The 11,578-nt window shown below is 73.5% G+C and carries 12 protein-coding genes and 1 riboswitch; of the genes, 5 read left to right on the forward strand and 7 right to left on the reverse strand.

Going from position 1 to position 11,578, the window contains the following annotated elements:
* Positions 1-26: 26 nt before the first annotated feature.
* Both BLT76_RS24770 and BLT76_RS24775 read left to right on the forward strand, forming a co-directional pair.
* Positions 27-482 (forward strand): NUDIX domain-containing protein, encoded by a 456-nt coding sequence (locus BLT76_RS24770; protein ID WP_090860997.1) that lies wholly within the window; start codon positions 27-29, stop codon positions 480-482.
* A gap of 57 nt (positions 483-539) precedes the next feature.
* Positions 540-604, forward strand: a riboswitch (guanidine-III (ykkC-III) riboswitch).
* Between the two features lie 10 nt (positions 605-614).
* Positions 615-929 (forward strand): DMT family transporter, encoded by a 315-nt coding sequence (locus BLT76_RS24775; RefSeq protein ID WP_090860998.1) that lies wholly within the window; start codon positions 615-617, stop codon positions 927-929.
* Between the two features lie 81 nt (positions 930-1,010).
* Here the strand turns inward: BLT76_RS24775 and BLT76_RS24780 are convergent, their stop codons facing one another.
* Complete coding sequence (locus BLT76_RS24780; RefSeq protein WP_090860999.1) at positions 1,011-2,471, reverse strand: protein adenylyltransferase SelO; 1,461 nt, start codon at positions 2,469-2,471, stop codon at positions 1,011-1,013.
* A 23-nt stretch (positions 2,472-2,494) separates the two neighbouring features.
* Positions 2,495-3,946, reverse strand: coding sequence for an RNB domain-containing ribonuclease (locus BLT76_RS24785; protein WP_090861000.1), 1,452 nt, complete (start codon positions 3,944-3,946; stop codon positions 2,495-2,497).
* Between the two features lie 18 nt (positions 3,947-3,964).
* Between BLT76_RS24785 and yaaA the strand changes: the two genes are divergently transcribed.
* Both yaaA and BLT76_RS24795 read left to right on the forward strand, forming a co-directional pair.
* Positions 3,965-4,720 (forward strand): peroxide stress protein YaaA, encoded by a 756-nt coding sequence (gene yaaA, locus BLT76_RS24790; protein ID WP_090861001.1) that lies wholly within the window; start codon positions 3,965-3,967, stop codon positions 4,718-4,720.
* A 488-nt stretch (positions 4,721-5,208) separates the two neighbouring features.
* Positions 5,209-6,465 carry an HNH endonuclease signature motif containing protein gene (locus tag BLT76_RS24795; protein ID WP_139175862.1) on the forward strand — a complete coding sequence of 419 codons (1,257 nt, stop codon included), beginning with the start codon at positions 5,209-5,211 and terminating at the stop codon, positions 6,463-6,465.
* Positions 6,466-6,602: 137 nt separating this feature from the next.
* On the opposite strand, the gene BLT76_RS24800 is transcribed toward BLT76_RS24795, so the two are convergent.
* The 5 genes from BLT76_RS24800 to BLT76_RS24820 form a co-directional block, all read right to left on the reverse strand.
* Positions 6,603-6,848, reverse strand: a complete 246-nt coding sequence (locus BLT76_RS24800) for a hypothetical protein (RefSeq protein WP_244509564.1) — start codon at positions 6,846-6,848, stop codon at positions 6,603-6,605.
* Between the two features lie 65 nt (positions 6,849-6,913).
* A complete protein-coding gene (locus BLT76_RS24805; RefSeq protein ID WP_090861004.1) occupies positions 6,914-8,161 on the reverse strand; it encodes a phosphotransferase family protein in 1,248 nt (415 codons plus the stop codon).
* Between the two features lie 9 nt (positions 8,162-8,170).
* Positions 8,171-9,328 carry a bifunctional RNase H/acid phosphatase gene (locus BLT76_RS24810; protein ID WP_244509565.1) on the reverse strand — a complete coding sequence of 386 codons (1,158 nt, stop codon included), beginning with the start codon at positions 9,326-9,328 and terminating at the stop codon, positions 8,171-8,173.
* Positions 9,325-10,110 carry a zinc ribbon domain-containing protein gene (locus BLT76_RS26720; RefSeq protein ID WP_425287105.1) on the reverse strand — a complete coding sequence of 262 codons (786 nt, stop codon included), beginning with the start codon at positions 10,108-10,110 and terminating at the stop codon, positions 9,325-9,327. The genes BLT76_RS24810 and BLT76_RS26720 overlap by 4 nt, the downstream gene beginning before the upstream one ends.
* The gene (locus BLT76_RS24820; protein WP_090861007.1) at positions 10,088-11,206 is read right to left on the reverse strand and encodes a Nif3-like dinuclear metal center hexameric protein; all 1,119 of its coding nucleotides are present in this window, start codon (positions 11,204-11,206) and stop codon (positions 10,088-10,090) included. The genes BLT76_RS26720 and BLT76_RS24820 overlap by 23 nt, the downstream gene beginning before the upstream one ends.
* Before the next feature lie 37 nt (positions 11,207-11,243).
* Here BLT76_RS24820 and BLT76_RS24825 point away from each other — a divergent pair, with 37 nt between their 5' ends.
* A complete protein-coding gene (locus tag BLT76_RS24825; protein ID WP_090861008.1) occupies positions 11,244-11,570 on the forward strand; it encodes an antibiotic biosynthesis monooxygenase family protein in 327 nt (108 codons plus the stop codon).
* The last annotated feature ends 8 nt before the right edge of the window (positions 11,571-11,578 follow it).

Here is an 11,578-nt window from a genome sequence, read left to right on the forward strand (position 1 = left end):
TACGGGGCGGGCACACTGGGCCGGTGATGAGTGCGAGCTGGGCGAGCTGCGCGCGCGGCCACGTGCACTGGGGCCGGCGCGGCGCGGCCGGCCTGCTGCTCGCCGACCGGGGCCGGGTGCTGCTCCAGCTGCGCGCCCGCTGGGCCCACCAGGGCGGCACCTGGTCGATCCCCGGAGGCGCCCGCGAGGCGGGCGAGTCGTACGCCGACGCCGCCCTGCGCGAGGCCGAGGAGGAGCTCGGCGTCGACGCGGACGCCGTCGACGTCCGGGGCTCGTACGTCGCCACCTGCGGAGGCTGGACCTACGAGACCGTGCTCGCCGTCCCGCTCACCGGCCTCGCGCTCGCCGACCGCTCCGAGAGCGACGGCCACCGCTGGGTCCCCGCCGCCGACGTCGCCGACCTGCCCCTCCACCCCGCCTTCCGCGCCGCCTGGGACGACCCCGCCGGCGCCCTCCGCGCCTTCGTCACCCCCGGTGGTTGAGCAGGTCGCGCTAGCGACCGTGTCGAAACCCCCGCACCCGAACGCCTAGACTGACCCCCACGGCTCCGGCGGAGCCGCCGGACGAGGGAGCCGTACCCGGACTGCGACAAGACGGCCGCGAAGGAGCCCCTCGTGCCCTGGATCGTCCTCATCGCCTCCGGCGTCCTCGAAGCCGTCTGGGCGACCGCCCTCGGCCGTTCCGCCGGCCTCACCCGCCTCGGCCCGACCGTGGTCTTCGCGGTCACCGTCGTGGCCAGCATGGTCGGCCTCGCCTACGCCATGCGCACCCTCCCGACCGGCACGGCGTACGCCGTCTGGGTCGGCGTCGGCGCGTCGCTGACCGTCGTCTACGCGATGCTCACCGGTGACGAGCCGGTCAGCGTCGTGAAGGTGCTGCTGATCCTCGGGCTGGTGTCCTGCATCGTGGGCCTCAAGCTGGCCCACTGACCTGCCCGGTGGTTGAGCAGCGAAGGACGAAGTCCTGAGCGTGTCGAAACCCCCGCACCCGACCGCCGACGGCAGGCCCGCTCACGTCCCGCAGAACGTCCGGAACCCCGCGGCGAACGCGTCGCTGCCCGGCTCGGCGTGGCGCTCCAGCCCCGGCCGCTCGTCGTACGGCGCGGTGACGGCGTCGAGCAGCTCGGTCAGCGGATCAAGGTCGCCCGCGGTCGCCGCATCGAGGGCCTCCTCGACCAGGTGGTTGCGCGGGACGTAGACCGGGTTGACCCGGTCCATCGCGTCCGCGTCCGGGCCGAGCGCGCGCCAGCGCTCGGTCCAGGCGTCGAACGCGGCCAGGTCGAGGACCCGAGCGCGCGCCGGCTCGGCGTCGCCGCGCGCGGCTGCTCCGAGCGCACGGAAGAACGACGTGTGGTCGACCCGGCCCTCCTTCATCAGGGCCAGCAGGTCGTCGGCGAGCGGGCGGGCAAGCTCGTCGTCGACCTCCGCGGGCAGGCCGAGCTTGGCGCGGAGGCCGGCGTACCACTGGTCGGTGTAGCGGAGCCGGAAGCCGCGCAGCGACTCCAGGGCCAGCTCGACGGCCTGCTCCTGGTCGTCGTGGAGCAGCGGCAGCAGCGCCTCGGCAAGCCGGGCGAGGTTCCACTCGGCGACCACGGGCTGGTTGCCGAAGGCGTAGCGGCCCTGCTCGTCGATCGAGCTGAAGACCGTCGTCGGGTCGTAGGCGTCGAGGAACGCGCACGGGCCGTAGTCGATGGTCTCGCCGGAGATCGTCATGTTGTCGGTGTTCATGACGCCGTGCACGAAGCCGACCAGCATCCAGCGCGCGACCAGGTCGGCCTGGGCGGCGACGACCGCCTCGTAGAAGGCCCGGTACGGCGCCTCCGCGTCCGCCGCCTCGGGGTGGTGCCGGGCGATCGCGTGGTCGGCCAGGCGCCGCGTGAGGTCGACGTCCCCGCTGGCAGCGGCGTACTGGAAGCTGCCGACGCGCAGGTGGCTGCTCGCAACCCGGGCCAGCACGGCACCGGGCAGGACGGTCTCGCGGCGGACCGGCCGGCCGGTCGCCACCACCGCCAGCGAGCGGGTGGTCGGGATCCCGAGCGCGTGCATGGCCTCGCTGATCACGTACTCGCGGAGCATCGGCCCGACGGCCGCGAGGCCGTCACCGCCGCGGGCCAGCGGCGTCCGGCCGGAGCCCTTCAGGTGCAGGTCCCGGTGTCCGCCCTCGGCATCGGTGAGCTCGCCCAGGAGCAGCGCGCGCCCGTCGCCCAGCCGCGGGCTGAACCCGCCGAACTGGTGGCCGGCGTACACCTGGGCGACCGGGGTCGCTCCCTCGGGCGGCGTCGTGCCGGTGAGCAGGCCGAGGTCCGCGCGCAGCGCGTCGGCGTCGAGCCCCAGCTCGGATGCGAGCGACTCGTTGAGCACCAGCAGCCGCGGCTCGGGCGCCTCCTCGGCCTGCCAGGGCAGCGCGAGCTCGGGGAGCGCGTCGGCGAAACGATGACCGAGCACGAGGGTCGAGACGGGGGTGACGCTCATGCCCCGAGCCTACGGTCGCCCCGCTACTCGACGACCAGCTCCACCTTCCGGGTCGCCAGGTCGGCGACGGTCAGGCGGGCCCGGACGTCGGTGCCGAGCGGCAGGTCCCGCTCGGAACGGACCGGCGCCTCGACCGCCGGATCCTCCAGCGTCACCGTGCCCCGCTTCGGGTCGTCGTCGCGCACGTCGACCACGACGCCGGCGAACTCCTCGCCGACCCGCGACGAGAGCAGACCCGCCTCGACCAGGTCGAGGACGCCGTTCTCGTACTGCCGCGCGCGCCGGGCCGAGTCCTGCAGCGTCTTGGGCAGCCCGGGCAGCGCCTCCAGCACCCAGGCGGGTACGTCGGTGTCGGCGCAGAGCGCCACGCAGACCTCGCCGGCGTACCGGTCGCCGAGGCGGCGCAGCGGGGCGGTCACGTGGGCGTACTCGGAGGCCAGCGCCGCGTGCCGCGGGTCCGCGGGCACCTCGCCGTCGAAGCCGACGTACCCGGCGCCGCGGAGCAGCCGGGTGCAGGCGACCAGCATCGCCGCGTGCTTGGGCTGCGTCGGGTCCAGGGTGCGGACGAAGTCGGGGTAGAGCATCTCCGCGGGCCACTCGATGCCCAGCGCCCGGGCCTCGCGGTGCAGCCGCTTCACGTCCCGCGGGTCCGCCGGCGGCAGGGTCCGCAGCAGCCCGACCCGCGCGTAGACCATCAGCGACGCTGCGGCGAAGCCGGTGAGCAGCGAGATCTGGGCGTTCCACTGCTCGACGGGCAGCAGGCTGCGGAACTCCAGCGACCAGGCGCCGTCCTCGGAGACCGTGACCTCCTGCTCGGGCAGCGGCAGCGAGACGCCGCCGCGGGCCGCCTCTCGGGCCAGCCGCAGCTCGCCGACCTCCTTCAGCACGACCAGGCTCTCGGAGGCCTCGCCGCTGTCGATCGCGCGCTGCGCGTCGTCGTAGGTGAGCTGGGCGGTGGAGCACACCCGCGCCCGCTCGACCGTCACGTCGGTGCGCTCGCCCTCGGCGGTCAGCCGGATCGTCCACAGCAGCGCCGGGCGGACCTGGTCGGGCAGCAGCGAGCCCGCGTCCTCAGAGATCACCTTCGGGTGCAGCGGGACCTTCATGTCGGCGCCGTAGAGCGTCTCGCCGCGCTTGTTGGCCTCGACGTCGACCGGTCCCCCAGGCTCGACGAACGCGGCGACGTCGGCGATCGCGTAGTGCACGACGTACCCGTCGCCGTCGCGCTCCAGGTGCAGCGCCTGGTCGAGGTCGCGCGCACCCTCGGGGTCGATCGTCACGAACGGCAGGTCGGTGCGGTCGAGCTCGGGCAGCCGCGGGTTCGCCGCCGCCCGCGCCGCGGCCTCCTCCACCTCGGGCGGGAAGGCGGGCGTCACGCCCAGCTCCTCCTGCAGGCGTACGACGCCCTCGCGCAGCGGCGCCGGGGCGCCGTCCGCGCTCGACGACCGGACCCGGACCACGCGGTTGCTCGGCATGACGGCAACATACCCACCGTGCTGATCGTGCTACCGCCCAGTGAGGGCAAGACCGAGCCGCGTCGCGGCAAGCCGCTCGACCTGGCGACGCTGTCCTTCCCGTCGCTGACCCCCACCCGGGAGCGGATCATCGCCGCGCTGGTCGACCTCTGCACCGGCGACGTCCCCACGGCGGCGCGGGTGCTGGAGGTCGGCGCCACCCAGCACGACCTGGTCGCGCTCAACGCCCGCCTCGAGTCCGCCCCGACCGCACGGGCCGACCAGGTCTACGCCGGCGTCGTGTACGACGCCCTCGACGTCGCCACCCTCTCGACCGCGGCCCGCCGACGCGCGACGTCCCGGCTCGCGGTCACCTCCTCCGTCTTCGGCCTGGTCCGGCCCGGGGACCGGATCCCGTCGTACCGGCTCTCGGGCGGGACGTCCCTCCCCGGCCTCGGCCCGGTCGCCGGCGCCTGGCGCGCGACCCTCGGCCCGGCCTTCGAGGAGGCCGTCGGCGACGGCCTGCTCGTCGACCTCCGGTCGGGGATGTACGCCGCCTTCTGGCGCCCGACCTCGCCCCGCGTCGCCACGGTCCGCGTGCTGCACGAGGTCGACGGCGTCCGCAAGGTGGTCAGCCACTTCAACAAGGCCACCAAGGGCCGCATCGTCCGCGCCCTCCTGGAGGACGGCGCCAACCCCCGCACCCCCGCCCGCCTCGCCGAGGCCCTCCGCGACCTCGGCTGGACCGTCGAGCTCGACGGCTCCCAGCTCGACGTCATCGTCACCGCCCTCTGACCCCTGCGGTGGTCGAGCGCCCGTCGAGACCCCCGCAGCCAGCAAGCAACCTCCGGTAGCTCGGCCCTGCCGACGGTCACTGTCGCCGGTGATCGCCGCCGGTGGTCGGCGCCGGTGGTCGGCGCCGGTGGTCGAGCAGTGAAGGACGAAGTCCTGAACGCCCGTCGAGACCCCCGCACCCAGCAAGCAACCTCCGGTAGGTCGACCCCCGCCGCCGGTGGTCGAGCAGTGAAGGACGAAGTCCTGAACGCCCGTCGAGACCCCCGCACCCAGCAGGCGACCTCTCGGTAGGTAGCTCCCTGCCGTGACGTCTGCTCGGTGCACCAGGCCGGTTCAAAGACATTTACAGAGACAAGGGGGCTCACCGTCCGCGGTGATCAAGGGCCATCACCAGGCTGCTTCTAGCTCTCGGTTCCTATGGGTCGACCGTTCGAACTCGGCTGTGAACAACCCTCGCATTCGATAGCCTGTTCGAGTAGAATGGGCGCATGGCTCGGGACCTCGACGACTGCGACACCGCACCCGCGGTGTTGTCGTACGTGCGCTCCGAACGACGAGACGAGATGCGCGCGGCCGCGAACCAGCTCGCGGCCGCGGTCACCTGGGCCGGGATGCACTCCACCGACTCCCTGCAGGACGCCGCAGCCGTGTGGATCCCCGGTTGTGAGGACGAGATGGCCATCGCCGGTCCTGGGGCACCGTTGATCGCGGAGTTCTCGGTCCTGGAGTTCTCCGCCGCACTGGGCCTGTCGTCGGACTCCGGTCGGATCTACCTCGGCCACGCCGTCGAACTCGCCCACCGACTCCCCAGGGTCTACGAACGCGTCCAGTCCCTCGACCTGCCGGTCTGGAAAGCCCGACGCATCGCCGCCGAGACCATCGACCTGCCTGAGGACGGCGCGGAGTTCGTCGACCTTCACGTCGCCGCGACCGCGCACAAGATCTCGATCGCCCAACTCGACCGGACCATCGAAGAAGCCCGGGTCCGCTTCGACCCCGACGAAGCAGCCGCCCGCGCCCGTGACGCGGCTGAGGTGCGGCACTTCGACATCGAAGTCCAGCAGGTCTCCTACGACGGCCACGTCGAAGTCCGCGGCACCCTCGACCTCGTCGACGCACTCGACCTCGAGGACGCCATCGCTCGGGGTGCGACCCACCTCGCCACCATCGCCGACGACCTCTCCCTCGACGCACGGCGCTCCATCGCCGTCGGTGACCTCGCCCGACGCCAACTCACCCTCGACCTGAACGCCGAACCCGACCCCGACCCCGACCGCAAACGCCCCCGCCAGGTCGTGGTGCACGTGCACCTCGCCGACGCCGCCATCGCCCGCGTCGAGAACACCCGCACCCTGATCTCGGTCGAGCAGGTCAAGAGCTGGTGCCAGGACGGCGACAGTCAGGTCGTGATCAAGCCGGTCATCGACCTGGCCGGTCACGTCCACGTGGATGCCTACGAGGTCCCCGACCGGTTGAAGGAACGCCAAGCCCTGCTCCAACACTCCTGCGTGTTCCCATGGTGCCGACGCCGCGCCCGGTCCTGCGACCACGACCACAGCGACCCAGCATCGACCGGCGGGCCGACGTGCGACTGCAACATCTCCCCGCTGTGCCGACGACATCACCGCGCGAAAACGCACACCAGGTGGCGCTACGACAAGGTCGACGACACCACCTTCATCTGGCGCAGCCCGAACGGACTGACGTTCGTCCGCGACCACACCGGCACCACCCCGCAGCCCTGACCGAGAACCTCGGCAGGGCCACGGGCGCGCACTCATCAGCGAGTGCGGTTCGCAGCTGTGACCAGGCGACAGCCAGCCACCGCCATCATCAGCGGGCCTGGCCCCTCGCCGAGCTCGAGCAGCAGCTCGTCGTCCGTTCAGTCCGGATGGGTGAACGAGACGGGCTTGCCGGTGGATCGGGCGTATGCGATCTCCCTGCTCGTGGACTCGCCGATGTACCCGCCCGGATTCACGACCAGGACCCGGTCGGCCAGGTCGATCTTGCGCAGGTGCAGGGCGCCGAGCTCGGCCTTCTGCTCGTCGGTGATCGGCTCGGCGGCGTGCGGGAAGACTCCCGGGGCCACGACGATGGCGCCGGCGAGGGTCAGCTCCCGGTTCGCCACGCTGATCTCGTCCGCGAACCGGGCTGAGCCGCAGAGGCACACGATCTCCGGGCGAACGACCACACTCACACCTCCCCGTCCCGTACGGCGGCCAGCTGGTCGACGATCTCCCCCACGACCGTCGCCAGCTCCCACCGCGAGGAGAGCGGCTGGGCGCGGTAGATCTGCTCGAAGGTGATTGCCTGGAAGACCGCGTTGGCGACCCGGGTCCGGCCCCAGAGGGCGTCCAGGTCGACCTCCGGGTACGACGCCCGCCACGGCTCGGCGTACGCCTGCCAGACCTCGTCGCGGGCGGCGTCGGGGTCGTCCGCGTTCTCCGCGGCGCTGTCGGCCAGGTGCCGGACGTCGAGGAACGGGTGGGTCAGGCAGGTGTCGGTCCAGTCGAAGAGCACCGGTCGGTCGTCGACCCGGGTGACGTTGCCCAGGTGCAGGTCCCCGTGGGCGAGGGTGTCGGGCAGGGGCGAGTCCCAGAGCGCGCGCAGCGTGGCGGCGAGCCACGGTTCCAGCGCGGCCGCCCGGTCGCGCTGCTCGGCGGACAGCACGTCCACGCTCTCGTGCAGGACCGTCCGGAGCTTCGCCAGCGTGGCCTCGAGCCCCCGGTCCGGGGCACCCGCGGCCAGCAGGACGTCGCGGGCCGGGAGCGAGTCCAGCTGGAGTCGGGCCAGGCGCCGCGCCACCTCGACGGCGTACGACGCCGGTGCGCCGTCGTCGGCGCCCGGAAGCGACTCCATCAGCATCCAGGCCCGCTCGGGGTCGACGGCGAGCACGACCGGGGTCGCGTCGGGGGCCAGTGCGCGCACCGCCGCGGTCAGAGCGGGCTCGGCCCGGAAGCCGTCGCAGGTCGCCTTGAAGAACAGCTCACCGCCGCCCGCGACCGGGAAGCGCAGCACCGCCGACAGGCTCCAGAGCTTGACCGGCTCCGGCGGGCCGAGCGGCGCGGGCGCGTGCGACGACACCCAGGCCACGACCGGGTCGACCCAGCCGCGGACGAACCAGGCGGCCCGGCCGTCGTCGCGGTAGCCCGAGCGCCACTGCTCGACCGACTCCAGCAGCGCCGGCACGCCGACCGATCCGAGCGGGACCCACGAGGCACCCGGCAGCGAGGAGGACGCGCCCACGAGGACGTTGGTGATCGTCCCGTCCTCCGCGCGCCAGGGCGGACCACCGACGAAGGCCTCGGGTGATCCCACGGCGGCCGCCAGGTCGTGGAACGACGGCCAGCGGTCCGGGTGGCGCGGGAGCGTCCCGTCGACCACCAGCACGCGCGAGGTCGTGGGATCGACGAGCGCGACCTGGTGGCGACGGACGAGCACCCGGGAGCCCTACCAGCGACCCGCGTCCACGAACGCGTCGTTCCCCGGGGGCAGCGCGTTGTAGAGCCGCAGCGAGCTCTTGCCGTCGGGGTAGAACGCCACCACCGTCACCGACGCCGGCGACAGCTCCATCGAGAAGACCGACGAGAGCGGCGCGCCCACGGCTCGCGCGACCAGCGTCTTGATCGGCGTCACGTGGCTGACCACGACCACCGTCCTGCCGGCGTACGACGCCAGCACCCGCTCCAGCCCGGCCAGGACCCGCTCCTCGACGGTCCGGAACGACTCCCCACCGGTCGGGGCGACGTCCAGCGAGCCCAGCCAGGCGTCCATCTCGGCCCGGTGCCGCTCGGCGACCTCGCCGAAGGTGAGCCCGTCCCAGTGGCCGAACTCCATCTCGGCGAAGCCGTGCTCCTCCACGACCGGGCGGCCGAGCACGTCGCCGACGATCGCCGCGGACTCCGCCGTACGACGCACGGGCGAGGCCACCACGGCCCCGACGCGCTCCGCGATCGGCGCCAGCCAATCGGCGGTGGCCCGCACCTGGGCACGGCCCTCGTCGCTGAGCCCCGGGTTGGAGCTGGCGAGCCCGCCGGAGAACCGCTTGTCGACGGTGTGGGCGGTGACGCCGTGCCGGACCAGCACCAAGGTGGTGGGCGCGCCGGTCGAGGCCGACCAGCCGCGCGACGGCTTCTCGACCTCCTCGACGGCGGAGTCGGAGTCGCCGGGCACCCGCACCCCGCTCGCGACGCCGTCGAGCGCGTCGTTCACGAGCCGGTCGGCGTCGGCGTTCCGCTCCCGCGGGATCCACGTGTACGACGTCCCGGACGGCGCCAGCCCGGCCGCCTCGGCGGCCAGCGGCTTCATGCTCGGGTGCTTGATCTTCCAGTTGCCCGACATCTGCTCGACGACCAGCTTGGAGTCCATCCGGACCTCGACGGTCGCCCCCGGGGCGAACTCCTGCGCGAGCCGCAGGCCGGCGATCAGGCCGGAGTACTCCGCCACGTTGTTGGTCGCGACGCCGAGCGTGCTGCCGTCCTCCGCGAGCACCGTCCCGGTCGCCGCGTCCCGCAGGACCGCGCCGTACGCCGCCGGCCCCGGGTTGCCCCGGGAGCCGCCGTCCGCCTCGACGATGACCGAGGCGGGCATCGAGCGCGGGGGGCTCACAGCCCGGACTCGGCCGTCCGCACCAGGATCCGCGAGCACTCCTCGCACCGGACGACCGTGTCGGCCGGGGTCGACTTGATGACCGCGAGCTCGGCGTTGTCGATGCCGAGTTGGCAGCCGGTGCAGCGCCGCTGCCGCAGCTCGGCCGCGCCGACGCCGTTCTTCTGGGCGCGCAGCTTGTCGTAGAGCGCCAGCAGGTCGGTCGGCAGGCCCTCGACCGACGGGCCGCGCTGGGCCTCGACGTCGACCAGCTGGGCGTCGATGGCGCTCGCCTTCTCGTCGCGGGTCGCGGTGAGCGCAGCCAGCTTCTCGTCGGCGTCGGCGACCTGGGCGACCACGCCGTCGAGGTCGCGCTGGGCGTCCTCGAGACGGGCCATCACCTCGAGCTCCTCGTCCTCCAGCGTCGAGATCCGCCGTTCCAGCGACTCCAGCTCGTGGGTCATCCGCTCCAGGTCCTTGGGGTTGCTGATCAGCCCCTGGTCCATCCGGTCGCGGTCCCGCTTGCGCCGGGTCTTGACCTGCTCGACGTCGGCGTCGACCTTCTCCTGCTCGGCCGTGAGGTCGTCGACGACGATCCGCGCGTCGCGGGCCCGGTTGTCGAGGTCGGTCCGGGAGGTGCGCAGCGCGTTGATCTCGGCGGTCTCGGGGATCGTCGCCCGCTGGTGGCGCAGCTGGTCGGCGCGGGCGTCCAGGGCCTGGACGTCGAGCAGCTTGAGCTGGGCGGTGGGGTCGGCTTTCAGCGGAGGCTCCTGGGTCGGGTCATGAGCGGAAGGTCCACGGATCGGTCACGGTGGTGCTGACCCGGGTCTCCACCGTATCGCCCAGCACGGCCCGCAGCCGCGCCTCCACCACCGGCAGCCAGGTCCACTCCGCCGCCCAGTGCGCGACGTCGACCAGCGCGGGACCGTCCTGCTCGACGAACTCGGAGGCCGGATGGTGCCGCAGGTCGCTCGTCACGTACACGTCCGCATCGCCGCGCCGCACCGTGTCGAGCAGGAAGTCACCCGCTCCCCCGCACAACGCGACCCGTCGTACGACGCGCTCCGGGTCGCCCGCCACCCGTACCCCGTGGGCGGTCTCGGGCAGCGCCCGGGCGACGGTCGCGGCGAACTCGCGCAGCGTCTGGGCGGGCACCGTCCCGACCCGTCCGGTCCCGGTCGCGGCGAGCCCGGCGTCGGCGAGCTCGACCAGGTCCCAGGCCGGCTCCTCGTAGGGGTGCGCGGCGAGGAGCGCCCGCACGACCGTCGTACGGAGCGAGCGCGGGAGCACCACCTCGACCCGCTCCTCGTCGACGACCTCCAGGTCGCCGACCTCGCCGATGGCCGGCGTCGCCCCGGCGAGCGGCCGGAACCGGCCCTGTCCCGGAGCGCTGAACGACGCCTCCGCGTAGTCGCCGACCCGACCCGCCCCGGCCTCCGCGAGCGCGGCACGCACCGCCGCCGCGGACGGCACCGGCACGTACGTCGTCAGCTTGTCGCGAGGCTCCGCCGGCGCCGGGAGGATCGGCGCCTGGTCGGTCAGGCCGAGCGCGGTGGCCATCGCCTCGGACACGCCGCCGACGGCCTGGTCAGCGTTCGTGTGCGCGGTCAGCAGCGCGCAGCCGGCACGGGTCAGGGTGCTCAGCGTGCGCCCCTTCGGCGTCGTCGCGGCCACCCCGTGCACGCCCTTCAGGAACAGCGGGTGGTGCACGACCAGCAGGTCGGCGCCCCACGCCGCGGCCTCGCGGGCGACGTCGTACGTCGGGTCGACGGCGAGCATCACCTTCGCGACCGGGTCGGCCGGATCACCCGCCACCAGCCCGACGGCGTCCCAGGAGTCCGCGGTGGCGGGCGGGTACCAGCCGTGCAGCAGGTCGACGATCTCACCGAGCGAGGGCATGCCCGGAGGCTATCGAGCCGCTCCCTACAGTCGGGGCATGCCCGTCGTGAAGATCAACGCCATCTCCGTCCCGCCCCAGGCCCACGAGGAGCTCGAGAAGCGCTTCGCCGCCCGCGCCCACAGCGTCGACGGCTCCCCCGGCTTCCTCGGCTTCCAGCTGCTCCGCCCGACCGCGGGCGAGGAGCGCTACTTCGTCGTCACCCAGTGGGAGGACGAGGAGTCCTTCGCCGCCTGGCGCGACGGCAGCGCCCGCGCCGCCCACGCCACCCCGGAGGGCGAGGAGCCGCGCAAGCCCGTCTCCCACGGGGCCGACCTGCTGGAGTTCGAGGTAGTCCTGGACGTCCGCCCCTCGGTGGTCGAGTAGCCCCGAGG

It is taken from the genome of Nocardioides lianchengensis, from assembly GCF_900101465.1.
Taxonomy (GTDB): Bacteria; Actinomycetota; Actinomycetes; order Propionibacteriales; family Nocardioidaceae; genus Nocardioides; species Nocardioides lianchengensis.

What these genes read in the sequence shown, in the direction of transcription:
- BLT76_RS24785 (WP_090861000.1), bottom strand. Translation starts at nt 3,946, where the DNA reads ATGCCGAGCAACCGCGTGGTCCGGGTCCGGTCGTCGAGCGCGGACGGC.
- BLT76_RS24770 (WP_090860997.1), top strand. Translation starts at nt 27, where the DNA reads ATGAGTGCGAGCTGGGCGAGCTGCGCGCGCGGCCACGTGCACTGGGGC.
- BLT76_RS24795 (WP_139175862.1), top strand. Translation starts at nt 5,209, where the DNA reads ATGGCTCGGGACCTCGACGACTGCGACACCGCACCCGCGGTGTTGTCG.
- BLT76_RS24820 (WP_090861007.1), bottom strand. Translation starts at nt 11,206, where the DNA reads ATGCCCTCGCTCGGTGAGATCGTCGACCTGCTGCACGGCTGGTACCCG.
- BLT76_RS24780 (WP_090860999.1), bottom strand. Translation starts at nt 2,471, where the DNA reads ATGAGCGTCACCCCCGTCTCGACCCTCGTGCTCGGTCATCGTTTCGCC.
- BLT76_RS24825 (WP_090861008.1), top strand. Translation starts at nt 11,244, where the DNA reads ATGCCCGTCGTGAAGATCAACGCCATCTCCGTCCCGCCCCAGGCCCAC.